The sequence below is a fragment of the Kosakonia sp. S42 genome (genome assembly GCF_016624785.1).
Lineage (GTDB): Bacteria > Pseudomonadota > Gammaproteobacteria > Enterobacterales > Enterobacteriaceae > Kosakonia > Kosakonia cowanii.
Genome location: NZ_JACVTW010000001.1, coordinates 157,686 through 182,502 on the forward strand (window position 1 = coordinate 157,686; position 24,817 = coordinate 182,502).

Annotated in this window: 19 protein-coding genes; 9 read left to right on the top strand and 10 right to left on the bottom strand. The window is 56.1% G+C overall.

Going from position 1 to position 24,817, the window contains the following annotated elements; all coding sequences use genetic code 11:
* The first annotated feature begins 24 nt into the window (after positions 1 to 24).
* Positions 25 to 672 carry an MBL fold metallo-hydrolase gene (locus tag IAE50_RS00680; RefSeq protein WP_023481588.1) on the top strand — a complete coding sequence of 216 codons (648 nt, stop codon included), beginning with the start codon at positions 25 to 27 and terminating at the stop codon, positions 670 to 672.
* A 47-nt stretch (positions 673 to 719) separates the two neighbouring features.
* Here the strand turns inward: IAE50_RS00680 and IAE50_RS00685 are convergent, their stop codons facing one another.
* The 4 genes from IAE50_RS00685 to pncB all read right to left on the bottom strand — a co-directional run bounded on the left by IAE50_RS00685 (position 720) and on the right by pncB (position 6,554).
* The gene (locus IAE50_RS00685) at positions 720 to 1,910 is read right to left on the bottom strand and encodes an amino acid aminotransferase (RefSeq protein ID WP_054803099.1); all 1,191 of its coding nucleotides are present in this window, start codon (positions 1,908 to 1,910) and stop codon (positions 720 to 722) included.
* Positions 1,911 to 2,096: 186 nt separating this feature from the next.
* Positions 2,097 to 3,185, bottom strand: a complete 1,089-nt coding sequence (locus tag IAE50_RS00690; RefSeq protein WP_124968848.1) for a porin — start codon at positions 3,183 to 3,185, stop codon at positions 2,097 to 2,099.
* 606 nt (positions 3,186 to 3,791) lie between these two features.
* Entirely contained in the window at positions 3,792 to 5,192 is a 1,401-nt protein-coding gene (gene asnS / locus IAE50_RS00695; RefSeq protein WP_023481622.1) for an asparagine--tRNA ligase, read from the bottom strand.
* Positions 5,193 to 5,351: 159 nt separating this feature from the next.
* Complete coding sequence (gene pncB / locus IAE50_RS00700; protein WP_094420327.1) at positions 5,352 to 6,554, bottom strand: nicotinate phosphoribosyltransferase; 1,203 nt, start codon at positions 6,552 to 6,554, stop codon at positions 5,352 to 5,354.
* Between the two features lie 263 nt (positions 6,555 to 6,817).
* Between pncB and pepN the strand changes: the two genes are divergently transcribed.
* Entirely contained in the window at positions 6,818 to 9,430 is a 2,613-nt protein-coding gene (gene pepN, locus IAE50_RS00705) for an aminopeptidase N (RefSeq protein ID WP_200579313.1), read from the top strand.
* A 343-nt stretch (positions 9,431 to 9,773) separates the two neighbouring features.
* Here the strand turns inward: pepN and ssuB are convergent, their stop codons facing one another.
* From ssuB to ssuE, 5 genes are read right to left on the bottom strand one after another with little or no spacing between them, the layout of a single operon-like run.
* Positions 9,774 to 10,550: an aliphatic sulfonates ABC transporter ATP-binding protein gene (gene ssuB, locus IAE50_RS00710; RefSeq protein WP_124968837.1), complete on the bottom strand. Its 777-nt coding sequence runs from the start codon at positions 10,548 to 10,550 to the stop codon at positions 9,774 to 9,776.
* Entirely contained in the window at positions 10,547 to 11,335 is a 789-nt protein-coding gene (gene ssuC / locus IAE50_RS00715) for an aliphatic sulfonate ABC transporter permease SsuC (protein WP_042716665.1), read from the bottom strand. The genes ssuB and ssuC overlap by 4 nt, the downstream gene beginning before the upstream one ends.
* 7 nt (positions 11,336 to 11,342) lie before the next feature.
* Positions 11,343 to 12,488: an FMNH2-dependent alkanesulfonate monooxygenase gene (ssuD, locus tag IAE50_RS00720; RefSeq protein ID WP_042716666.1), complete on the bottom strand. Its 1,146-nt coding sequence runs from the start codon at positions 12,486 to 12,488 to the stop codon at positions 11,343 to 11,345.
* Complete coding sequence (locus IAE50_RS00725) at positions 12,485 to 13,456, bottom strand: sulfonate ABC transporter substrate-binding protein (RefSeq protein WP_023481445.1); 972 nt, start codon at positions 13,454 to 13,456, stop codon at positions 12,485 to 12,487. The genes ssuD and IAE50_RS00725 overlap by 4 nt, the downstream gene beginning before the upstream one ends.
* Positions 13,449 to 14,024 (bottom strand): NADPH-dependent FMN reductase, encoded by a 576-nt coding sequence (ssuE, locus tag IAE50_RS00730; protein WP_094420323.1) that lies wholly within the window; start codon positions 14,022 to 14,024, stop codon positions 13,449 to 13,451. Before ssuE ends, IAE50_RS00725 begins: the two co-directional genes overlap by 8 nt.
* A 249-nt stretch (positions 14,025 to 14,273) precedes the next feature.
* Between ssuE and pyrD the strand changes: the two genes are divergently transcribed.
* Both pyrD and zapC read left to right on the top strand, forming a co-directional pair.
* Positions 14,274 to 15,284 (top strand): quinone-dependent dihydroorotate dehydrogenase, encoded by a 1,011-nt coding sequence (pyrD, locus tag IAE50_RS00735; RefSeq protein WP_023481354.1) that lies wholly within the window; start codon positions 14,274 to 14,276, stop codon positions 15,282 to 15,284.
* 167 nt (positions 15,285 to 15,451) lie between these two features.
* A complete protein-coding gene (gene zapC / locus IAE50_RS00740) occupies positions 15,452 to 15,994 on the top strand; it encodes a cell division protein ZapC (RefSeq protein ID WP_094420322.1) in 543 nt (180 codons plus the stop codon).
* On the opposite strand, the gene IAE50_RS00745 is transcribed toward zapC, so the two are convergent.
* Positions 15,991 to 17,100 (bottom strand): YcbX family protein, encoded by a 1,110-nt coding sequence (locus IAE50_RS00745; RefSeq protein ID WP_200579314.1) that lies wholly within the window; start codon positions 17,098 to 17,100, stop codon positions 15,991 to 15,993. The genes zapC and IAE50_RS00745 overlap by 4 nt on opposite strands.
* 100 nt (positions 17,101 to 17,200) lie before the next feature.
* On the opposite strand from IAE50_RS00745, the gene rlmKL reads away from it, so the two are divergent.
* From rlmKL to pqiC, 5 genes are read left to right on the top strand one after another with little or no spacing between them, the layout of a single operon-like run.
* Entirely contained in the window at positions 17,201 to 19,309 is a 2,109-nt protein-coding gene (gene rlmKL / locus IAE50_RS00750) for a bifunctional 23S rRNA (guanine(2069)-N(7))-methyltransferase RlmK/23S rRNA (guanine(2445)-N(2))-methyltransferase RlmL (RefSeq protein WP_200579315.1), read from the top strand.
* A gap of 12 nt (positions 19,310 to 19,321) precedes the next feature.
* Positions 19,322 to 21,229 carry an ABC transporter ATP-binding protein gene (locus tag IAE50_RS00755; protein ID WP_094420319.1) on the top strand — a complete coding sequence of 636 codons (1,908 nt, stop codon included), beginning with the start codon at positions 19,322 to 19,324 and terminating at the stop codon, positions 21,227 to 21,229.
* Positions 21,230 to 21,240: 11 nt separating this feature from the next.
* Positions 21,241 to 22,512: a membrane integrity-associated transporter subunit PqiA gene (gene pqiA / locus IAE50_RS00760; protein ID WP_042714229.1), complete on the top strand. Its 1,272-nt coding sequence runs from the start codon at positions 21,241 to 21,243 to the stop codon at positions 22,510 to 22,512.
* Positions 22,502 to 24,142, top strand: a complete 1,641-nt coding sequence (gene pqiB / locus IAE50_RS00765; protein WP_200579316.1) for an intermembrane transport protein PqiB — start codon at positions 22,502 to 22,504, stop codon at positions 24,140 to 24,142. Before pqiA ends, pqiB begins: the two co-directional genes overlap by 11 nt.
* Positions 24,139 to 24,711, top strand: a complete 573-nt coding sequence (gene pqiC / locus IAE50_RS00770) for a membrane integrity-associated transporter subunit PqiC (protein WP_200133969.1) — start codon at positions 24,139 to 24,141, stop codon at positions 24,709 to 24,711. The genes pqiB and pqiC overlap by 4 nt, the downstream gene beginning before the upstream one ends.
* The last annotated feature ends 106 nt before the right edge of the window (positions 24,712 to 24,817 follow it).

Here is a 24,817-nt window from a genome sequence, read left to right on the forward strand (position 1 = left end):
CTCAGTCTGAGCTACAGGAGCAGTATGAACTATCGTATTATTCCGGTTACCGCGTTCTCCCAGAATTGTTCGCTAATCTGGTGTGAACAGACGCAAGTCGCTGCCGTGGTTGATCCCGGTGGCGACGCAGAGCGCATTATTCAGGAAGTGGATGCGTGTGGTGTGACGGTGACGCAAATCCTGCTGACGCATGGTCATCTCGATCATGTTGGCGCAGCGGCGGAACTGGCGCAGCATTATGGTGTGCCGATTATTGGCCCGGAAAAAGAAGATGAGTTCTGGCTACAGGGATTACCGGCGCAGAGCCGCATGTTTGGCCTCGAAGATTGCCAGCCGCTGACGCCCGATCGTTGGTTAAATGAAGGCGACAGCGTAGCCGTAGGCAATATCAGCCTGCAGGTGCTGCACTGTCCGGGACATACACCGGGGCATATCGTCTTTTTTGACGCGCAGTCACGTTTGCTGATCTCGGGCGACGTGGTCTTTAAAGGCGGCGTAGGACGCAGCGATTTCCCGAAAGGGGATCACGCGCAACTGATTCACTCCATCAAGCATAAGCTGTTGCCGCTTGGTGATGACGTGACCTTTATTCCGGGTCACGGGCCACTCTCGACATTGGGGAATGAGCGGTTGCACAACCCGTTCCTGCAGGATGAACAACCGGTGTGGTAAACAAAAAAGGGTCGCGTAAGCGACCCTTTTTACTTCCTGCGTCTTGCTTACAGGACGGCGACAATCGCCTCGCACAGCGGTGCCATATTGTCCGGCGTCATGCCGGCGACGTTGATACGCCCGGAAGCCACGGCATAGATGCCGAACTCTTCACGCAGGCGCAGCACCTGCTCTTTAGTCAGGCCGCTGAATGAGAACATGCCATTCTGGCGGGTGATAAAGCTAAAGTCGCGGTTTGCGCCTTTCTCCTGCAGCGTATTCACAAACAGCAGACGCATACGCTGAATGCGCTGGCGCATATCGGTCAGCTCCTGCTCCCAGATCGCACGCAGGGCAGTGTTGCTGAGGATAGTTGCAACCACTGACGCGCCGTGGGCCGGCGGGTTGGAGTAGTTCGCGCGTATCACTGATTTCATCTGGCTGAATGCGCGATCGGCAGTATCTGCATCGGCGCAGACCAGCGTACAGGCACCTACACGCTCGTTGTAGAGGCCGAAGTTTTTCGAGTAGGAACTGGCGACCAGCAGCTCTTTATGCAGCGCAGCGAAGGCACGCAGCCCCTCAGCATCCTCTTCCAGACCGCGAGCGAAGCCCTGATAGGCGAAGTCGAACAGCGGCAGCCATCCTTTCTCTACAGAGCGCTTCGCCAGCGTCTCCCACTGCTCCAGCGTCGGATCGATACCGGTCGGGTTGTGGCAGCAGCCGTGGAACAGCACCACGTCACCCGCCTGCGCCTGCTCGAGGCTGGCCAACAGCCCTTCAAAATCGAGGGTATGGTTCTGTGCATCGTAGTAAGCGTATTCACACACTTCCAGGCCAGCAGAGTTAAACACGCCTTTATGGTTCGGCCAGCTCGGGTTGCTGACCCAGACGCGTTTTACGCTGGTATTTTTGGCAAGGAAATCTGCGGCAACGCGCAGACCGCCGGTGCCGCCTGGGGTTTGTGCCGTCCGTGCGCGTTTGTCATTGATAATGGCGCTGCCTTTGCCGAAGAGTAACTCCTGGGTGCAGCGGCCAAATTCTGGAATGCCGTCGATGCCGAGGTAGTTTTTGGTGGCTTCGTTTTCCAGCAGATAGAGCTCTGCTTTCTTCACGCTGGTCAGCACCGGCGTCTTACCGGTTTCATCTTTATAGACACCGATGCCTAAGTTAATTTTGTGCGGGCGTTCATCGGCGCGAAACAGATCGGCCAGGCCCAGAATAGGGTCGGCAGGGGCAGCGGTAATATTCTCAAACATGACGAGGTTCCATTTTGATGACAGAAGGGAATTCCGTTATCAGGTTAACGGCTGGCAGGGGAATTGCCAACCGTTTGCAATAAAAAGCGCGACGCTTTTCAAAAGTCGTCGCGCTTTTTGCCGCAGGCATAAAAAAACAGGGCCGAAGCCCTGTTTTAAATGCCTATAACAGTCGAGGGTGACTGATTAGAACTGGTAGGTCAGACCTACAGCTGCCTGATCGTCGGTACCCACGTAGCTGCTGGAGTATTCGTTGGTATCAAGCAGGTTGAAACGGTAATCCAGGAACACGTTCATGTTCTTGTTGAAGTAGTACGTTACGCCAGCTTCGATGTATTTAGCCAGATCCGCACTGCTTTCCCCGCCGTTCAGACCCTTGCCTTTGCTCTGTACATAGGACAGGCTCGGACGCAGACCGAAATCGAACTGGTATTGAGCGATAGCTTCGAAGTTGGTGGTTTTGTTAGCGAACTCAGTCCCGACGAGGCTGCTCTGTACGATGCTCAGGTTACGGGTTTCCGAATAAACAGTTGCCAGGTAGATATTGTTAGCGTCGTATTTCGCGCCAACAGCCCAAACTTCTGCATTTTTACCGTTACCATCAGCTTCCTGAGCGGTAGTGCGGTCTGAATTTGCATAAGAAGCAGAAACGCCGAAACCTTCTGCAAAGTCATAGGCTAAAGAGTAACCTACGCCGTCGCCGTTCTGTGCGATGAGGCTGTGGTTATCTTCGTTTTTAGCCTGATACTGAACAGCCAGAGCGAGGCCATCAACCAGACCAAAGAAATCGGAATTACGATAAGTCAGGACGCTACCAGCACGGCTGGTCAGGAAGTTATCGGTGTATGCGCCACCCCAGGTTTCGCCCGAGAAGTATGGGGCCATATCGGTGTAAGACTCAACGTCATACACAACGCCGTAGTTACGGCCATAATCCAGGGAGCCTGCATTAGCAACTTTCAGGCCAGCAAATGCCAGACGAGTGTTGCCATTCTGCTGCTCACCTTCAGCACGAGCTGCGCTGACACGGTATTCCCATTGACCGTAGCCAGTGAGATCGCTATTGATTTGCGTTTCGCCTTTGAAACCAAGCTGAGCGTAGCTGGCATCGCCGTTGGAGCTGTTATCACCAGTGGTAGTGAAAACATGACGGCCTACAGCTTTACCGTACAGATCAACTTTGTTGCCATCTTTGTTATAGATCTCAGCAGCGTTAGCTGCGCCCGCTACGAGCAGGGCAGGGATAACCACTGCCAGGATATTGCGCTTCATCATTATTTATTACCCTCATTGGTTTTTTTTGGACACCTGCCACTGCCGCCGTGTAAATCCGTCAAAAAAAATTTACGGAACTACAGATGAGAGTTTGGTGTCTTTCTGTGTCTGAGAGGCATCTTTCCAAACAAGTAAGCGTTTCGCTAGCCTGAAAGTGCTACAAATGTCTTAAAGAAGTAACAAGAAGAAATATTGTGTAATATTTTGTGAATTTGACGGAACTTTGTGAACCATCTCTAAATTCCGCAGCTGCCGCGTAAAAAAACAGCTTCGCCATTGCTATTTATATGAATTACTTATGTTTAATTGAGATAAAGGCATACCTTATGCACAAAAGCGGCAGATAAGGCTTTTTCTTATATTTGTGTTTAGACGTCCAGATAGCTGTGCTAATTTTGACCAAATGTGCTAATCATTCGAATGAAACACTTTGAAATATTCACGTCCGTGATTTTTGTTGCGAAGCAATTCAGGCGTAAAAAAACGCAAAGAAATGTATAAACGGCGATTTATCAGGCGGGATAAAGTGTGACCGCGTTAACAAAAGTTGACAGCAGATAATAAAAAGGCCAGCAATTATGCTGGCCTTGTTTGACATGGACGCAATCAGAAGGTTGCGTTGCGCGGCGTACGCGGGAACGGGATCACATCGCGAACGTTCTGCACGCCGGTAACATAGGCGATCAAACGCTCAAAGCCGAGACCAAAACCGGCATGCGGTACGGTGCCGTAGCGGCGCAGATCGCGATACCACCAGTAGTCCTCTTTATTGAGCCCCATTTCAGCCATGCGTGCGTCCAGCACGTCGAGACGCTCTTCACGCTGCGAGCCGCCGATGATTTCGCCGATGCCCGGTGCCAGCACGTCCATCGCCGCCACGGTTTTACCGTCATCATTAAGGCGCATATAGAACGCTTTAATCTCTTTCGGGTAGTTTTTAACGACAACCGGCGCTTTGAAGTGCTTCTCAGCCAGATAGCGCTCGTGTTCGGAGGCGAGATCGACTCCCCAGTAGACCGGGTTTTCGAACTTCTCACCGCACTTCTCAAGGATCGCCACCGCATCGGTGTAATCGACCTGCGCGAAGTCAGCCGCGATAAAGCGCTCCAGACGACCGATAGCATCTTTATCGACGCGCTCGGCGAAGAACTGCAGATCGTCCAGACGCTCTTCCAGCACCGCTTTAAAGGCGTATTTCAGCATCGCTTCTGCCAGACGGGCGTTATCGTCGAGGTTCGCGAAGGCGATCTCCGGCTCCAGCATCCAGAACTCAGCCAGGTGGCGGCTGGTGTTGGAGTTTTCAGCGCGGAAAGTCGGGCCAAAGGTATAAACCTTTGAGAGCGCGCAGGCATAGGTCTCTGCGTTCAGCTGACCGGAAACCGTCAGGAACGCCTCTTTGCCAAAGAAATCTTTGTCGTAATCAACTTTGCCTTCGGCGTTACGCGGCAGGTTTTCCATATCCAGCGTCGAGACGCGGAACATTTCGCCAGCGCCTTCGGTATCGGAGGCGGTGATCAGCGGAGAAGAGACCCAGAAAAAGCCCTGCTCGTCAAAGAAGCGGTGCAGCGCCTGCGCCAGCGTATGACGAACGCGCGCGACGGCACCGATCAGGTTGGTGCGCGGGCGCAGGTGTGCCACTTCACGCAGGTATTCGATACTGTGACGCTTTGCCGCCATCGGGTAGGTGTCCGGATCTTCAACCCAGCCGGTCACTTCCACGGATGTTGCCTGGATCTCCAGGCTCTGACCTTCGCCCGGCGAGGCCACCACTTTGCCGGTAACCACCACCGAGCAACCGGTGGTCAGATGCAAAACGTCATCATTGTAATTGGGCAGAGAATTATTAATAACGGCCTGTACAGGATTAAAGCAGGAGCCGTCATAAACGGCGAGGAAGGAGATACCAGCTTTAGAATCTCGGCGGGTGCGCACCCATCCGCGAACCGTCACTTCACTGTCAACGGCAACGCGACCATGGAATACGTCGGCTACAGGCACAACGCTCATAATATTCTCTCTATTAATAGTCGGAAAAAATAAACACTTGTCCACCCGAAATGGGCGGGATCACCTATGTTACCTGGCGAGCGCCATCAGACAAGCAGAATTCGCAGGCAGCATTAATAATTTGTCATGAAAAAAGGGAGCCGGCTGGCTCCCTGATGATTAACTCGCCTTTCGCACCTGCGGCAGGTCGAAGGCCTCGCGCAGCGCGCGGACAAACGCTTTGTCATGGCAAATCGTTTTGCCGGGGCTATCGGATAATTTCGCCACCGGTTTACCGTTACACTCCACCAGCTTAATCACGATATTGAGCGGCTTAACGCCCGGAATATCGCAGGTAAGCCGCGTACCGATGCCGAAGCCCAGCTGGATACGCGAAGCGAAATGGCGGTAGAGATCCAGCGCTTTATTGAGATCGAGGTTATCGGAGAAGACCAGCGTTTTCGACAGCGGATCGATACCGAGCTTTTCATAATGGGCTATCGCTTTCTCGCCCCACTCAGCGGGATCGCCAGAATCATGGCGCAGCCCCTGATAACGGGTCGCGAACTCCGGGCCGAAATCGCGCAGGAAGGCATCCATGGTGATGCAGTCCGTCAGGGCGATACCCAGTTTATCCGGGTACTCAGCAAGCCAGGCAGCCAGCGCGGCACGCTGGCTGGTCGCCAGATCTGGGCTAATCTGCTGATGCGCCTGGAACCACTCATGAGCCTGCGTACCCATCGGCGTCAGCGACAGGCGACGGGCGAGATCGTAATTGCTGGTACCAACGAACCACGGCTCCTGTTTAAGCCGCTCAACAATTGCTTGCTGGACGTCGGCAGAGAAGCGACGGCGGGTACCGAAATCCATCAGCCGGAAACCGGACATATCCAGCGACGCGGTGCGCGCAGCGAAATCTGCCAGTTTACTCTCCAGATGCAGCAGGGCCTGCTGGACGCCCGCTTCAGGCGAGCGGCAGCGGTGCACCACTTCGCTAATCAGCGCCAGCAGCGGCACTTCCCACATAATCACCTCGCGCCATGGGCCGGAGAGGCGAATCGAGAGCTTGCCATTATCGTTGCTGATGGTGACCTGCTGCGGATCGTAACGGAAGTTACGCAGCCAGGCGAGGTAGTCAGGTTTGAAGAAGGGCAGGCCGGAGAGCCAGAGGAATTCGTCATCCTGCAAGCGCAGATGGCGCATCGCATCAACCTGCTCGCGGATCGCGTCGGCATAAATGCCCAGCAGATCGTCGCCGCGACAGCGAAATTCCGCCGAGACATGCACATCATAGTAGTGATGGAACACCGCTTGCTGCATGTGCAGTTTGTAGGCATCGGTATCCAGCAGCGTTTGCAGACCAGAAAAAGCGAGTTGAGTCATGGCGCGCAGTAGCATCCTCTTACAGGAGCGTTTAGTAGATTAAACAAAGCAAGTAAGTCGCTGGAGTATACCTTGTTTACTCATTTAGTGAACCCCATCACACCATATCGTCGGAAAAGGGTCGATGGCTTTTCGTGCCCACTGTTATAAAAATGTAGCAGACAGAGCTTTTCCCTCTGAAAAGATAAACATTCTGCGTGGCGCGTTTGTAGCAACCGGAATAGACTGGAACCGTAACCAACAGAAGATGCTAAAGGTTTTTTATGACACAACAGCCACAAGCCAAATACCGCCACGACTACCGTGCGCCGGACTACCTGATTAGTGATATTGACTTGACCTTCGACCTTGACGCCGCGAAAACCGTCGTCACTGCGCTGAGCAACGTGTCACGCCAAAGCGCCTCTGCTGCGCCGCTGCGCCTGGATGGCGGCGATCTGACCCTTATCTCCCTGCATATTAATGACCAACCCTGGACGAACTATAAAGAAGAGGGCGGTCAGCTGGTGATCGACGGTCTGCCGGACCGTTTTACCTTACGCATCGTTAATGAGATCAGCCCGGCGGCGAATACCGCGCTCGAAGGGCTCTATCAATCCGGTGAAGCGCTCTGTACCCAGTGTGAAGCGGAAGGGTTCCGTCATATCACCTGGTATCTCGATCGCCCGGACGTGCTGGCGCGCTTTACTACCAAACTGATTGCCGATAAAACCCGCTACCCGTTCCTGCTCTCCAACGGTAACCGTGTCGATCAGGGCGAGCTGGATAATGGCCGTCACTGGGTGCAGTGGCAGGATCCCTTCCCGAAACCCTGCTACCTCTTTGCGCTGGTGGCCGGTGATTTTGACGTGCTGCGCGATACCTTTACTACCCGTTCCGGTCGTGAAGTGGCGCTGGAGCTCTATGTCGATCGCGGGAACCTCGACCGCGCGCCGTGGGCGATGACGTCGCTTAAAAACTCAATGAAGTGGGACGAGCAGCGTTTCGGCCTGGAGTACGATCTCGACATCTATATGATCGTCGCCGTCGACTTCTTCAATATGGGCGCGATGGAGAACAAAGGGTTGAACATCTTCAACTCCAAGTATGTTCTCGCCCGCACTGATACCGCGACCGATAAAGATTATCTCGATATCGAGCGCGTGATTGGACATGAATATTTCCATAACTGGACCGGTAACCGCGTCACCTGCCGCGACTGGTTCCAGCTGAGCCTGAAAGAGGGGCTGACAGTGTTCCGCGATCAGGAGTTCAGCTCCGATCTCGGCTCCCGCGCCGTTAACCGCATCAATAATGTGCGCACCATGCGCGGCATGCAGTTCGCCGAAGACGCCAGCCCGATGGCGCACCCGATTCGCCCTGAAAAAGTTATTGAGATGAATAACTTCTACACCCTGACGGTGTACGAAAAAGGGGCGGAAGTGATCCGCATGCTGCACACCCTGCTGGGGGAGGAGAACTTCCAGAAAGGGATGCAGCTCTATTTTGAGCGCCATGACGGCAGCGCGGCGACCTGCGATGATTTTGTGCAGGCGATGGAAGATGCGTCCAATATCGACCTCTCCCATTTCCGCCGCTGGTATAGCCAGGCCGGCACGCCGATTGTCTCGGTGCAGGATGATTACAACCCGAACACTGAACAGTACACGCTGACGATCAGCCAGCGCACCCCGCCAACGGCGGAGCAGCAGGAGAAGTTGCCGCTGCATATTCCGTTTGATATCGAACTTTACGATAACGAAGGGAAGGTGATCCCGCTGCAGAAAGAGGGCCACCCGGTGCACAACGTGCTGAACGTGACGCAGACGGAGCAGACCTTTGTGTTTGATAACGTCTACTTCCAGCCGGTTCCGTCGCTGCTGCGTGATTTCTCCGCACCGGTGAAGCTGGAGTATAAATGGAGCGATCAGCAACTGACGTTCCTGATGCGCCATGCGAAGAACGACTTCGCGCGCTGGGATGCGGCGCAAAGCCTGCTGGCGACGCATATCAAGCTGAACGTTGCGCGTCATCAGCAGGGGCTGGCGCTCTCGCTGCCGCTGCATGTTGCCGATGCGTTCCGCGCAATCCTGCTCGATGATCAGATCGATCCGGCGCTTGCCGCTGAGATCCTGACCCTGCCGTCGGTCAATGAGATTGCCGAGTTGTTCGACATCATCGATCCGGTGGCTATCGCTGCCGTCCGTGAAGCGCTGACCCGCACGCTGGCCACCGAACTGGCTGACGAATTCCTCGCGGTCTACAACGCCCATAAACTCGACAGCTATCGCGTGGAGCATGAGGATATTGGCAAGCGCTCCCTGCGCAATACCTGCCTGCGTTATCTCGCCTTTGGCGATGCACAGCTGGCGGATAAACTGGTCAGCCAGCAGTATCACGAGGCGGATAATATGACCGATGCGCTGGCTGCGCTCGCGGCGGCGGTTGCCGCCCAGCTCCCTGGCCGCGATCTGCTGATGCAGGAGTACGATGACAAGTGGCATCAGGACGGTCTGGTGATGGATAAGTGGTTTATTCTGCAGGCTACCAGCCCGGCGGCGAATGCGCTGGAAACGGTGCGCGGCTTGCTGCAACACCGCTCTTTCACCCTCAGCAACCCGAACCGTATCCGCTCGTTGATTGGCGCGTTCGCCAGCAGCAACCCGGCGGCGTTCCATGCTGAAGATGGCAGCGGGTACCGCTTCCTGGCCGAAATGCTGACGGAGCTTAACAGCCGTAACCCGCAGGTTGCGTCGCGTCTGATTGAGCCGCTGATCCGCTTCAAGCGTTACGATGAAGGTCGTCAGGCGTTGATGCGTAAAGCGCTGGAACAGCTGAAAGCGTTGCCGAATCTCTCCGGCGATCTCTACGAGAAAGTCAGCAAAGCGCTGGCATAACCGTGTGGAGCACCTTATCCGACCTGCGCGCGTTGTAGGCCGGATAAGCGTGCATGGGTTTAACTGTAGGCCGGATAAGGCGAAAGCCGCCATCCGGCAGTAATGCCCGATGGCGCTACGCTTATCGGGCCTATGGAAAGCGTGCATGGGTTTAATTGTAGGCCGGATAAAGCGAAAGCCGCCATCTGGCAGTGATGCCCGATGGCGCCGCGCTTATCGGGCCTACGGAAAGCGTGCATGGGCTTAATTGTAGGCCGGATAAGGCGTCAGCCGCCATCCGGCAGCAATGCCCGATGTCGCTGCGCTTATCGGGCCTACGGGCTGGTACTGTTCGTTACTAACATCACGCGTGGCGGGTTCGGGGCACAACGCTGTTTTCGGACTCGCCGCGCTGCATCACGCGGTTCAACACCTGCTCTTCGAGCTCGGCCAGTCTGACCGATCCGAGGCGGCGTGGGCGCGGCAAATCGACACTCACATCAAGGCCAATTTTCCCCTCCTCAATCAGCAACACGCGGTCTGCCATCGCTACCGCTTCACTGACATCGTGCGTCACCAACACCACCGTAAATCCCTGCTCCTGCCACAATTGCGTGATCAGCGCCTGCATCTCCAGCCGGGTGAGGGCATCCAGCGCGCCTAACGGTTCATCAAGCAGCAGCAAACCCGGTTTATGCACCAGCGCGCGCGCCAGCGCAACACGCTGCTTTTGCCCGCCCGAGAGCGCCGCCGGCCACTCTGCCGCGCGCTGCTCCAGCCCCACCGAGCGTAACGCGGTTTCTGCTGCCTCTCGCCAGCGGCCTTTCAGCCCGAGGCCGACATTATCAATTACCGATTTCCACGGCAGCAGACGTGAGTCCTGAAACATCATGCGCGTATCATGTTGAATGCTGGCAAGGGGCGTGGTGCCTGCCAGCAGCTCACCGCTGTTAGGCGTCTCCAGCCCCGCTAACAGACGCAGCAGCGTGCTTTTCCCGCCGCCGCTGCGGCCCACCACCGCGATAAACTGCCCGGCGGCAATATGCAGATCGAGCCCATTTAACACCGTGTTGGCGCCATAACGTTTGGTGACGCCATTTAACAGCAGCGGGATGCCTTGATTCAGTCGGGCAGTATTCATGCTGTCGCCTCCTTCGTATGGTATGCGGGGTGCCAGCGCAGCCACAGACGCTCCAGCGCCAGTGCGCTGATATCGGCCAATTTGCCGAGCAGGGCGTAGAGAATGATGGCCACCACCACCACATCGGTTTGCAGAAACTCGCGCGCGTTCATCGCCAGATAACCGATACCGGCATTCGCTGAGATGGTTTCGGCGACAATCAGCGTCAGCCACATCAGGCCGAGCGCAAAGCGCACGCCAACCATAATCGACGGCAGGGCACCGGGCAGGATCACATGGGCGAAGAGCGCAAAGCCGGAGAGGCCATAGCTGCGCGCCATCTCCACCAGTCCGCGGTCGATATTACGGATCCCGTGCCAAGTGTTGATATAGATCGGAAACAGCGTCCCGAGCGCGACGAGAAAAATCTTCGCCGTCTCATCAATACCAAACCACAAGATCACCAGCGGGATCAGCGCCAGATGCGGCACGTTACGCAGCATCTGAATCGAGGTATCCAGCAGGCGTTCTCCCCAGCGCGAGAGACCGCTAATCAGCCCAAGCGTCAGGCCAATGCTGCCGCCGATGGAGAAACCAATCGCCGCGCGCCAGGCGCTGATCGCCAGATGCTGCCACAGCTCACCGCTGGCGCTCAGCGTCCAGAACGCTTCTACCACCCCTTCCGGCGACGGAAAGATACGGCTTGAGAGCCAGCCGAAGGTCGAGGCGAGTTGCCAGACCGCGACTATCAGCGCTGGCAACAGCCAGGGAGCCAGGCGCAACAACCACTTATTCTCTTTCGCCATCACAACCTCAGCTTTGCGCCACGTTACGCGGAATAAACTCGTTCGCCACCGTTTCACCCTGCGGCTGTAACGGCTGCGGCTGCGGGATCTCGGGGATAGCGACATCCAGATGCGGGAAGAGCAGTTCGCCGACGCGATACGCCTCCTCCAGATGCGGATAGCCTGAGAGAATAAAGCTATCGATACCGAGAGCGGCATATTCATTGATGCGCGCTGCAACCGTCGGGCCATCGCCCACTAACGCCGTGCCCGCGCCGCCACGCACCAGACCGACCCCGGCCCACAAATTAGGGCTAATTTCGAGCTTATCGCGACGACCGTTGTGTAAGGCGGCCATACGCTGCTGACCAATCGAGTCCTGACGGGCAAAGGCTGCCTGCGCTTTTTCAATCGTTGCATCATCAAGGTGTGAGATCAGGCGGTCCGCTGCCTGCCACGCCTCGGCATTGGTTTCACGCACAATCACATGCAGACGGATACCGAAGCGCACTTTTCGCCCGTGGGCAGCGGCTTTGGCGCGCACCTGCTCAATCTTCTCTTTTACCTGCTCCGGCGGCTCGCCCCAGGTGAGATAGAGATCGACCTGCTCTGCCGCCAGATCCTGCGCCACGTCGGACGATCCGCCGAAGTAGAGGGGCGGGCGCGGCTGTTGTACAGGAGGGAAGAGCAGCTTCGCGCCGCGTACCTGTAAATGCTTACCAGTGAAATCGACGGTGTCGCCCTCCAGCAAACGACGCCAGATATGGGTAAATTCCGACGACACCTCATAGCGTTCGCTGTGATCGAGGAACACACCGTCGGCTGCCAGCTCCTGCGGATCGCTGCCGGTCACCAGGTTAAACAGCGCCCGTCCATTGGAGAGCCTGTCGAGCGTCGCCGCCTGGCGCGCGGCGACCGTCGGTGAGATCACGCTCGGGCGCAGGGCAACCAGAAACTTCAGGCGCTGGGTAACCGGAATCAACGAGGCGGCCACCAGCCACGCATCTTCACAGGATCGCCCGGTCGGGATGAGCACGCCGCTAAAGCCGAGCCTGTCGGTTGCCTGGGCGATCTGCTGCAAATAGCCATAATCAACCGGCCGCGCGCCGTGGTCGGTGCCAAGATAGTGACCATCACCGTGGGTCGGTAAAAACCAGAACAGATTCAGACTCATGATTTCGCTCCTTCTTGGGTCGGCTGCCAGATGCGGCTACGGATATCGACTTTTTTCGGTACCAGATGGTTTTCATAGAAAAGATCGGCGGTCTGTTGCTGCAGTGCGGCCGTTGCCTCATTTACCGGGGTGATTTTGGTCGGTGGACGGTGATCGAAATAGGTGGCGATCACCGGCTGCGGCAGCCCCATGGTTTTGGCAAACAGGGCAACACTCTCGTCACGCTGGCTAATCGTTAATGCATCCGCTGCGCTGAAGGTATCCAGTACGCCCTGAATAAAGGCGCCGTTCTTCTCGGCATAGGGACGCGCGGCTAAGTAAAACGAGCCGGTCTGTTTGAGGGTGGTGCCATCTTTCAGCACCCTCACACCGCCTTGTAACAGGGCGGCAGAGTAGTAGGGATCCCAGATAGCCCAGGCGTCGACATTGTGTTGCTGGAACGCGGCACGCGCGTCTGCCGGGCTGAGGAACACCGGCTGGATATCGCTGAATTTAAGTCCGGCCTGTTGCAGCGCCCGCAACAGCAAGTTATGGGAGCTGGAGCCCTTCTGGAACGCGACTTTATGGCCCTTCAAATCCGCTACGCTTTTGATTGGGCTATCTTCAGCCACGAGGATCACTTCCGCTTTCGGTTTTGGCGGCTCGACGCCGACATAGACCAGATCTGCGCCCGCAGCCTGGGCGAAAATCGGCGGGATATCGCCGGTGCTGCCAAGATCGATACTGCCGACATTGAGCGCTTCAAGCATTTGCGGCCCGGCCGGGAACTCAATCCAGGAAATTTTGGTATGCGGATAGCGCTTCTCCAGCAGGCCGTGGCTTTTCGCCAGCACCATGCTGACGCTCCCTTTCTGATAGCCAATGCGCAAAGCCTCCGGTGCCGGCTCGGCGGCTTGCGCCCAGGCGGAGAGGGTGAGCAACCCGCCAAGCAGCAGCCCGGTGGCGGAAAATGAGAGGCGGTTAAACATGAGCAACTCCTTGCGGGGCGTGGAAATCCGGGGCTTTAATATCGCGGCGGTGCAGCGCCTGCCAGAAGGTCTCCAGCGCGCTATCCAGTCGGCCTTGCAGATTGGGCGTCAGGCTCGGTTTATGTTGATAATCGAGCACCTGGCTGTCGTCAGCGAAGACGCCGTGGAGGATCTCCTGTGCCTTGAGGGCGCTCAGCACCGGTTTCAGGGCGTAATCCACCGCCAGCAGATGCGCTACCGTACCGCCCGTTGCCAGCGGTAATACCACTTTGTCTGCCAGCGCGCGTTCGGGAAGCAGGTCGAGCAGGGTTTTTAGGGCTCCGGAATAGGCTGCTTTATAGACCGGGGTGGCGACAATCAGCCCCTCAGCGGTGCTGAGTTGCTCGATAAAGGTTTGCAGTGCCGGGCTGTCGAAGCGGGCATAAAGCAGGTCTTCAGGATCAAAATTGTGCAGATGCCAGTGGTTAACCTCAACGCCCTGCGCGGAAAGCCGATCGCGGGCATACTCCAGAAGCGCGCTGGAGCGCGAGGGAAAGCGGGGACTGCCGGCCAGGGTGACAACGCGCATGCTTACTCCTTATAACCAAATGTTTGCTTTTAGATAACATTGATAACAATTTCAGGCAGTGTGACAGAGGCGGTTTATTCCCCTAAATGATTTATTCGGGGAAAAGTTGCTGAAATTTGCATAAAGAGAGGGTCTGAGAGGAAAACGATTGCGCGGAATAGGCTTTTTTTGCCACAGGTCAATTCCCTTTCGCTGCGCTTTCACTGATAATACGCCCCCGGTTTGCACACCGGGAATCCAGGAGAGTTCATGTACTACCCCTTCGTTCGTAAAGCCCTTTTCCAGTTCGATCCAGAACGCGCTCATGAATTAACGTTCCAGCAGCTGCGCCGTATTACCGGCACGCCGCTCGAAGCGCTTGTCCGCCAGCGTGTACCGGCAAAACCGGTGCAGTGCATGGGACTGACCTTTAAAAATCCGCTCGGTCTGGCCGCAGGTCTGGATAAAAACGGTGAGTGCATTGATGCGCTGGGCGCGATGGGGTTTGGCTCAATCGAGATTGGCACCGTGACGCCGCGCCCGCAGCCGGGAAATGATAAGCCTAGGATCTTCCGCCTGGTGGAAGCTGAAGGGCTGATTAACCGCATGGGCTTTAACAATCTTGGCGTCGACAACCTGGTCGAGAATGTCAAAAAGGCGCATTTTGACGGCGTACTCGGTATTAATATCGGCAAAAATAAAGATACGCCGGTTGAACAGGGAAAAGATGACTACTTGATCTGCATGGAGAAAATTTACCCCTATGCCGGTTATATCGCCATCAATATCTCTTCGCCAAACACCCCAGGTTTGCGCACTTTGCAATATGGCGAAGCGCTGGATGATTTACTCAGTGCCATTAAAATTAAGCAGAATGATCTGCAAGCTCGCCACCATAAATATGTTCCGGTGGCGGTGAAAATTGCGCCCGATCTTTCTGAAGAAGAGCTAATCCAGGTCGCTGACAGTTTAGTTCGCCACAATATTGATGGCGTTATTGCCACCAATACCACGCTCGACCGGGCATTGGTTCAGGGAATGAAGCACTGTGATGAAACCGGTGGTTTAAGTGGACGTCCCCTGCAATTAAAAAGTACGCAAATTATCCGACGTCTGTCACAAGAATTATCCGGGCGTTTACCGATTATTGGTGTCGGCGGAATCGACTCGGTGATTGCCGCACGCGAGAAGATGGAAGCGGGCGCTTCGCTGGTGCAAATTTATTCTGGTTTTATTTTTAAAGGCCCACCGCTGGTAAAAGAGATCGTCACCCACCTCTGATCTTTTTCCCCTCCTGCGTAACCAGGGCTTTATTTCCGGCCCTGGTTGTTTTATATTCCGTCACTGTTGCTAATTTAAACATTTCAGTCTTCAATTATTAAGTTAATAAGCGAGGCGGCACAACGGATGAAAAAACAACAGGATGTTTAGGGGGAAAGGGGGAAACAATGCGAATTAAACCTGACGATAATTGGCGCTGGTATTTTGATGATGAGCACGATCGTATGATGCTCGATTTAGCCAATGGTATGTTATTTCGCTCCCGATTCGCCCGTAAAATGCTGACGCCTGATGCCTTTTCCCCGTCTGGTTTTTGTGTTGATGACGCTGCGCTTTATTTCTCCTTCGATGAAAAATGCCGCGATTTAGAATTATCTAATGAGCAACGCGCCGAGCTGGTGCTCAATGCGCTGGTGGCAATCCGCTTTCTTAAACCGCAAATGCCGAAAAGCTGGCACTTTTTGAGCCACAACTCCCCGTGGACGCCCGCCACTGGCGACGGTGCCTGCGTCTGGTTAAGCGATACGCAAGAGTGCGTGAATTTGCTGGTGGTAGAGCCAGGAGAGAACGCGACGCTCTGCCTGCTGGCGCAGCCCGGCGTGGTGATTGCCGGGCGCACGATGCAGCTGGGCGATGCGATAAAAATTATGAACGATCGCCTGAAGCCGCAGCTTAATGCCGCGAGCCTCGCTTTCGAACAGGCGGTTTAAGACTCCAGCCGCAGCGACGTTTTCGGTACGCAGCTGCAACTGAGGATAGTGCCATCCTCACCCAGCGCTGACTGTTTCAGCGCGCTCACTTCCCCTTCGACTAAACGTATCCGGCAGCAGCCGCAGATGCCTGCGCGACATGAGTAGGGCACGCGGATCCCCTGGTTTTCCAGCTGCTCCAGCAGCACCTGCTGGTTATTACCGCGAAAGGTCTGACCCTGCCACTCAATATCCACCGTGCCTGCGGGTTGCGCCTCCGGTTCAAGTGATTCAACGACCGCACCCGCGCCATATACTTTCGCCGGGCCGGTAGCCAGCACCGCAACCTCATCGCCGGTGCGAATGACGCCGCTGTTGCGGGCAATTAAGTTCTGACCGAAATCGACGTCGCCATTATCCTGCGCCGTGCGGAACTTTTGCAGCGTGGCGAGCGGCTCGCCGGCAGGGTGTTTCTGGCCGCGCTCGGGGCTGACGGTGGTAAAGATGCAGCGGCTGCACGGTTTAACCACGTCAAACACCACGTCGCCAATGCGCACCACTTTCCAGCTATCCTCCTCCCACGCCTGCGCGCCGGTCACCACCAGGTTGGGTCGAAACTGCTCCATCTGCACGCTGGCAGGGCATCGTTGTTGCAGATCGCGCAGCGAGGCTTCATTAGTTAACAGATAGGGAAAGCCATCGGCAAAGGAGAGGGGAACCTCTTCGTGGCGCTTAACGCGGCGGGTCGGCTTTGTGCCCACCCAGCGCAGCTGCACCTCGCGGTCGAAAAATCCGCTCAGCCACTGGTTGATGGCCGCAGGGGCAATCAGCGCCGTAAAGTGGTTGCCCCACACCTCGGTAGGTGCGGCGTCGGGGGCAAAATCGGCAAAGCGGATCACCGCACTACTGCCGTCGGGCGCGGTCAGATGCAGGCCATCCGTTAAAGGCGAGGGCAGAAAACGCACCATCTGCGGAAACTGACGTGCGGTAATAAAGGTGCCATCAGGTTGCGTGACCATAAAAACCCGGTCAAACGCAAGGCCGCTGGCATCGGCGAGGGCATGCGTCAGGCCAATACCGCGCATGGATTTCACCGGATGGATATAAAGACGTGAAAGGGTAGGCACGTCTTCCTCCCTGTTAGACGAAAATAAGCCCTCAACTTTATGACATGAGGGCGAGATTAGCTATAATGCGCAACAATTTTCGTAGAGTGTAAGTGACATTATGATTTCTCTGTTTGCCAGTACGGCCCGTGGGCTGGAAGAGCTGTTAAAAACTGAACTTGAAAAACTCGGCGCCGTGGAGTGCCGCGTCGTTCAGGGTGGTGTCCATTTTGAAGGCGACACGCGGCTCCTGTACCAAAGCCTGATGTGGAGCCGCCTGGCCTCGCGCATTATGATGCCGCTGGGAGAGTGCAAGGTTTACAGCGACCTTGATCTCTATCTCGGCGTGCAGGCGATCAACTGGACAGAGATTTTCAACCCGGGCGCAACCTTTGCCGTGCACTTCAGCGGGCTGAACGATGAGATCCGCAACAGCCAGTACGGCGCGCTGAAAGTGAAAGATGCGATTGTCGACAGCTTTACGCGCAAGAACCTGCCGCGCCCGAATGTCGAGCGTGAAATGCCGGATCTGCGCATTAACGTTTGGCTCAACCAGGAAACGGCGCATATCTCGCTCGATCTGAGCGGCGAAGGTCTGCACCTGCGCGGCTACCGCGATCGTACCGGCATCGCGCCGATCAAAGAGAACCTGGCCGCAGCAATTGTGATGCGCTCTGGCTGGCAGCCGGGCACGCCGCTGCTCGATCCGATGTGCGGCTCCGGCACGCTGCTGATTGAAGCTGCCATGGCGGCAACCGATCGCGCGCCTGGCCTGCACCGTGGCCACTGGGGTTTTAGCGGCTGGGCGCAGCATGATGATGCCATCTGGGGCGAAGTGAAAGCCGATGCGCAAAACCGCGCGCGCCAGGGGCTGGCGACCTATGAATCCCGTTTTTATGGCTCTGACAGCGATGCCCGCGTCATTGAGAATGCCCGTAAAAACGCCCGTCGCGCCGGAATTGGCGAGCTGATTACCTTTGAAGCCAAAGATGTCGCGCAGCTCAGCAACCCATTGCCGCAAGGCCCGTACGGCACGGTTATCAGTAACCCGCCTTACGGCGAGCGCCTTGAGAGTGAACCGGCACTGATCGCCCTGCATAGCCTGCTGGGTCGTCTGCTGAAGACGCAGTTTGGCGGCTGGAACCTGTCGCTGTTTAGCGCCTCGGTCGATCTGCTCAACTGCCTGCAGCTGCGCGCCGACCGTCAGTTCAAAGCCAAAAACGGCCCGCTCGACTGCGTGCAGAAAAACTACCATCTGGCGGAAAACACCGGCGAAGCGAAAGCGCCAGCGATGGCTGAAGATTTCGCTAACCGCCTGCGTAAAAACGTTAAGAAGCTGGAGAAGTGGGCGCGTCAGGAGGGGATTGAGTGTTATCGCCTGTATGATGCCGATCTGCCGGACTACAACGTTGCTGTCGATCGCTATGCTGACTGGGTGGTGGTGCAGGAGTACGCCGCGCCGAAAACCATCGATGCGCAAAAAGCGCGTCAACGCCTGTTCGATATTATTGCCGCCACCATTCACGTGCTCGGTATTGCGCCTAACAAGCTGGTGCTGAAAACCCGTGAGCGCCAGAAGGGCAATAATCAATATCAGAAGATGAATGAGAAGGGCGACTTTATTGAGGTGAGCGAATATAACGCGCGCCTGTGGGTCAACCTGACCGATTATCTGGATACCGGCCTGTTCCTCGATCACCGTATTGCCCGCCGCATGCTGGGCCAGATGAGCAAAGGCAAAGATTTCCTTAACCTCTTCGCCTACACCGGCAGCGCCAGCGTCCATGCGGGCCTCGGCGGCGCACGCTCAACCACCACCGTGGATATGTCCCGCACCTATCTGGAGTGGGCAGAGCGTAACCTGCGCCTTAATGGCTTAAGCGGCCGCGCGCATCGCCTGATCCAGGCGGATTGCCTCGGCTGGCTGCAGGAGACCGATGAGCAGTTCGATCTCATCTTTATCGATCCGCCCACCTTCTCTAACTCCAAGCGCATGGAAGAGTCTTTTGATGTGCAACGCGACCATATGCGCCTGATGGAAGACCTGAAGCGTCTGATGCGCAAAGGGGGCACCATTATGTTCTCCAATAACAAACGCGGTTTCCGTATGGATCTCGACGGGCTGGCGAAGCTGGGGCTTAAAGCACAAGAAATTACCCAAAAAACGCAGTCGCAGGATTTTGCCCGCAACCGTCAAATCCACAACTGCTGGCTGATTACCGCAGCCTGAAAGGATAAATAGATGTCATTAATTAGTATGCACGGCGCGTGGCTCTCATTCAGCGACGCACCGCTTCTCGATAATGCGGAACTGCATATCGAAGAGAATGAGCGTGTTTGTCTGGTTGGCCGTAACGGCGCAGGCAAATCGACGCTGATGAAGATCCTCAACCGGGAAGTGAATCTCGATGATGGTCGCATTGTTTATGAGCAGGATTTAGTTGTTGCGCGTCTGCAGCAGGATCCGCCGCGCAATGTCAGCGGCAGCGTCTACGATTTCGTTGCCGAAGGTATCGAAGAGCAGGCAGAGTATCTCAAGCGTTATCACGAGGTCTCTCACCTGGTGATGACCGATCCGAGCGACAGAAACCTCGCGGAACTGGCACGTGTGCAGGAGATGCTGGATCACCACGGCCTGTGGCAGCTGGAGAACCGCATCAATGAAGTGCTGGCGCAGCTCGGCCTGACGGCCGATATGTCGCTCTCGGCGCTCTCCGGCGGCTGGCTGCGTAAAGCGGCGCTGGGGCGTGCGCTGGTCAGCGGGCCGCGCGTGCTGCTGCTTGATGAGCCAACCAACCACCTCGATATTGAAACCATCGACTGGCTGGAAGGGTTCCTGAAGTCTTTCGGCGGCACCATTATCTTTATTTCGCACGACCGTTCGTTTATCCGCAATATGGCGACGCGGATTGTCGATCTCGATCGCGGCAAGCTGGTCTCCTATCCGGGCAATTACGACCAGTATCTGCTGGAGAAAGAGGAAGCGCTGCGCGTAGAGGATCTGCAAAACGCCGAATTCGATCGCAAGCTGGCGCAGGAAGAGGTGTGGATCCGCCAGGGCATTAAGGCGCGTCGTACCCGTAACGAAGGGCGCGTGCGCGCACTGAAAGCGATGCGCCGCGAGCGCAGCGAACGCCGTGAGGTGATGGGCAGCGCAAAAATGCAGGTCGAGGAGGCATCCCGCTCTGGCAAGATCGTCTTCGAGCTGGAGCATGTTAACTACGGCGTCGACGGTAAAGCGCTGGTGCGTGACTTCTCAACTCAGGTGCAGCGCGGCGATAAAATTGCGCTGATTGGCCCGAACGGCTGCGGTAAAACAACTCTGCTGAAGCTGATGCTTGAACAGTTGAAAGCCGATAGCGGCCGCGTTCACATTGGTACCAAGCTTGAAGTGGCTTACTTCGACCAGCATCGTGCTGAGCTGGATCCCGACAGAACCGTAATGGACAACCTGGCGGAAGGTAAGCAAGAAGTGATGGTCAACGGCAAGCCGCGCCATATTCTCGGCTACCTGCAAGACTTCCTGTTCCATCCGAAGCGGGCAATGACGCCGGTACGCGCGCTGTCAGGCGGGGAGCGTAACCGCCTGTTGCTGGCGCGGTTGTTCCTGAAACCCAGCAACTTGCTGATTCTCGATGAACCGACCAACGACCTGGATGTGGAAACCCTCGAACTGCTGGAAGAGCTGATTGATAGCTACCAGGGCACGGTTCTGCTGGTAAGCCACGACCGTCAGTTTGTTGATAACACTGTGACCGAATGCTGGATCTTCGAAGGCGAAGGGCGCATCGGGCAGTATGTTGGTGGTTATCACGATGCGCGCGGTCAGCAGGCAGCTTCGCAGGCGTTTAAACACGCTGCGGTGCAGAAAAGTGCCGAGGCGCCTGCCGCCAAAGCAGAAACTGTTAAACGCAGCGCCAGCAAACTAAGCTATAACCTGCAGCGTGAGCTGGAACAGCTGCCGCAAAAGCTGGAACAGCTGGAAGCAGAGCTGGAAACCTTGCAGGCGCAGGTAGCGGATGCAAGTTTCTTCAGCCAGCCGCACGATCATACGCAAAAAGTCCTCGCTGATATGGCGTCAGCCGAGCAGGCACTGGAAGCGGCGTTTGAACGCTGGGAGTATCTGGAGGCGCTGAAAAACGGCGCATAGAGGAAAGCGGTATGTGTGAACACCACCATCATGGCACGCGCCACATTCTCTGCTCGCAATGTGACATGCTGGTGGCGTTACCGTCGCTGCAACATGGACACCGGGCGGCGTGCCCGCGCTGCGGCACAACCCTGACGACCGAATGGCAGGAGCCGCGGCAGCGTCCGACGGCGTACGCCCTCGTCGCCCTGTTTATGCTGCTGCTCTCTAATCTCTTCCCCTTCGTCAATATGCAGGTGGCGGGCATCGGCAGCGAAGTGACGCTGCTTGAGATCCCAAGCGTCATGTTCTCGGAAGATTACGCCAGCCTTGGCACGCTCTTCCTGCTTTTTGTCCAGCTGGTGCCTGCCTTCTGCCTTATCACTATCCTGCTGCTGGTAAACCGGGTGCGGATGGATTTTCGCCTTAAAATCGCGCTGGCGCGGGTGCTGTTTCAGCTGAAAAGCTGGGGCATGGCGGAGATTTTTCTTGCTGGCGTGCTGGTGAGCTTCGTTAAACTGATGGCCTATGGCGATATCGGCATCGGCAGCAGCTTCATTCCGTGGTGCCTCTTTTGCCTGCTGCAGCTGCGCGCGTTTCAGTGCGTCGATCGCCACTGGCTATGGGATGACATCGCGCCTGCGCCTGTACTTGAGCAACCTCTGCATGCGGGCATTACCGGGATCCGTCAGGGGCTGCGCTCTTGCCCCTGCTGCACGGCAATCGTTCCGATGGATAATCCGGTTTGTCCGCGGTGCCATACGCGCGGTTATGCCCGGCGACGCCATAGCATACAGTGGACGCTGGCGCTGCTCGTCACGGCGATCATGCTCTATCTGCCGGCCAATATTTTGCCGATCATGATTACGGATCTGCTGGGCGATCCGACGCCATCGACCATACTGGCGGGGGTGGTGCTGTTATGGAGCGAGGGCTCCTATCCCGTAGCGCTGGTGATTTTTATTGCCAGCATTATGGTGCCGACGCTGAAAATGATCGGCATTGCCTGGCTCTGTATTGATGCGAAAGGCTATGGCAGACGTGACAGTGAACGGATGCATTTTATTTATGAGGTGGTCGAGTTTGTTGGCCGCTGGTCAATGATCGATGTCTTTGTTATTGCGGTGCTATCTGCGTTAGTTCGCATTGGCGGGCTGATGAATATCTATCCTGCAATGGGTGCGCTAATGTTTGCGCTGGTCGTTATTATCACGATGTTTGCGGCGATGACTTTCGACCCGCGTCTCAGTTGGGATCGGGAGCCACAAACGCACCATGAGGAGTTGTCAGAGCATGGAGAATAAACAGGGCGAAGCCCAGGTGCAAAAAGTAAGGAACTGGTCACCGGTCTGGATTTTCCCGATCGTGACCGCGCTGATTGGCGCCTGGATCCTCTTTTATCACTACAGCCATCAGGGGCCGGAAGTGACGCTGATCACCACTAATGCTGAGGGCATTGTCGGCGGGAAAACGACGATTAAGAGCCGCAGCGTGGATGTCGGCGTCGTAGAGAGTACAACGCTGACCGATGATTTAACCCACGTGGAGATTAAAGCGCGGCTCAACTCCGGTATGGAAAAACTGCTGCATAACGACTCGGTATTCTGGGTGGTAAAACCGCAGGTCGGTCGGGAAGGAGTTAGCGGCCTCGGAACGCTGCTCTCGGGTGCTTATATTGAACTTCAGCCGGGTGCCAAAGGCAGCGTGCCCGATCAATATACCCTGCTGGATGCCCCTCCGCTGGCACCGCCGGATGCCAAAGGTATCCGCGTGATCCTCGACAGCAGCAAGGCGGGTCAACTCTCACCTGGCGATCCGGTGCTGTTCCGTGGCTATCGTGTGGGCTCGGTTGAAACCAGTAACTTTGATACGCAAAAACGGACCATGACCTATCAGCTCTTCATCAATGCGCCGAACGATCGGCTGGTGACCAGCAATGTCCGTTTCTGGAAAGATAGCGGTATCGCTGTCGATCTCACTTCTGCCGGGATGCGTGTCGAGATGGGATCGCTGGCGACGCTGTTTGGCGGTGGCGTCAGTTTTGATATCCCGGATGGGCTGGACTTAGGACAGCCGGTGGCGGAGAAGAGCGCCTTCAAACTCTATGACGATCAGCGCAGTATTCAGGATTCGCTCTATACCGACCATGTCGACTACCTGATGTTCTTTAAGGATTCGATTCGCGGCCTGCAGCCGGGTGCGCCGGTGGAGTTCCGCGGTATTCGCCTTGGAACCGTGAGCAAGGTGCCGTTCTTTAACCCGGGCATGCGCCAGGCGCTGAACGATGATTACCGCATTCCGGTGCTGATCCGCATTGAGCCTGAGCGGCTGGCGAATCAGCTGGGACAGGATGCCGATATGACCGCACATATGAAAGAGCTACTTAATCGTGGCCTGCGCGCATCGCTGAAGACCGGGAATATCGTCACCGGCGCGCTGTATGTCGATCTCGATTTCTACAACAATGCGCCGCCGATGAAAGAGTTCACTGAGTTTGAGGGCTACCCAATCATCCCAACGATGAGCGGCGGCCTGGCGCAAATCCAGCAGCGACTGATGGATACGCTGGATAAGATTAACAACCTGCCGCTCAATCCAATGATTCAGCAGGCGACAAATACGCTGTCAGAGAGCCAGCAAACCCTTAAACGTCTGCAAACGACGCTGGATAACCTGAATAAATTGACTGCCAGCCAGTCAATGCAGCAGCTTCCGGCAGATATGCAGTCTACGCTGCGCGAGCTTAATCGCAGTATGCAAGGGTTCCAGCCGGGGTCGGCCGCCTACAACAAGATGGTGGCGGATATGCAGCGTCTGGATCAGGTGTTACGGGAACTGCAGCCGGTGCTGAAGACGCTGAACGATAAGAGCAATGCGCTGGTATTCGAAGCGAAAGGGAAAGACGATCCGCAGCCGAAGAGGGCGAAACAATGAGAAAGAGCGCACTGGCGATGCTTGTCCTGTTATTAACCGCCTGCAGCAGCGGCGGTGATAACAAAAGTTACTACCAGCTACCTTCGCCGTCGGTAACCACGACGCAGTCGATGACCGGGCAAACCCAGGGCAACCGCCAGCTCTGGGTTGAGCAGGTCTCTGTGCCAGACTATCTGGCGGGGAATGGCGTAGTATATCAAACCAGCGATGTGCAATACGTTATTGCCAATAACAACCTCTGGGCCAGCCCGCTCGATCAGCAGTTGCGTAATACGCTGGTGGCGAACCTGGGCAATGCCTTACCCGGCTGGGTTGTGGCATCGCAGCCGCTGGGTAGCGAGCAGGACACGCTGAATGTGACGGTAACCGGTTTTCATGGTCGCTATGACGGGCGCGTTATTGTCAGCGGCGAATGGCTGCTTAAGCATCAGGGCAGCTTAATTAAGCGGCCTTTCCATATCGAGCTGAAGCAGCAAGAAGATGGTTACGATGCGATGGTCAAAACCCTGGCGCAGGGCTGGCAGCAGGAAGCCGCCAGTATCGCTGCGGAGTTAAACCGTCTGCCATAAGTAGATTTAATGATCAAACGAGCCGCAACGGGTCTGTGCCTGCGGCGGCTTTTTTTATTTTTGAGCTCAGAAACTTAGTCCGATAAACGCGCATTTATTGTACAAA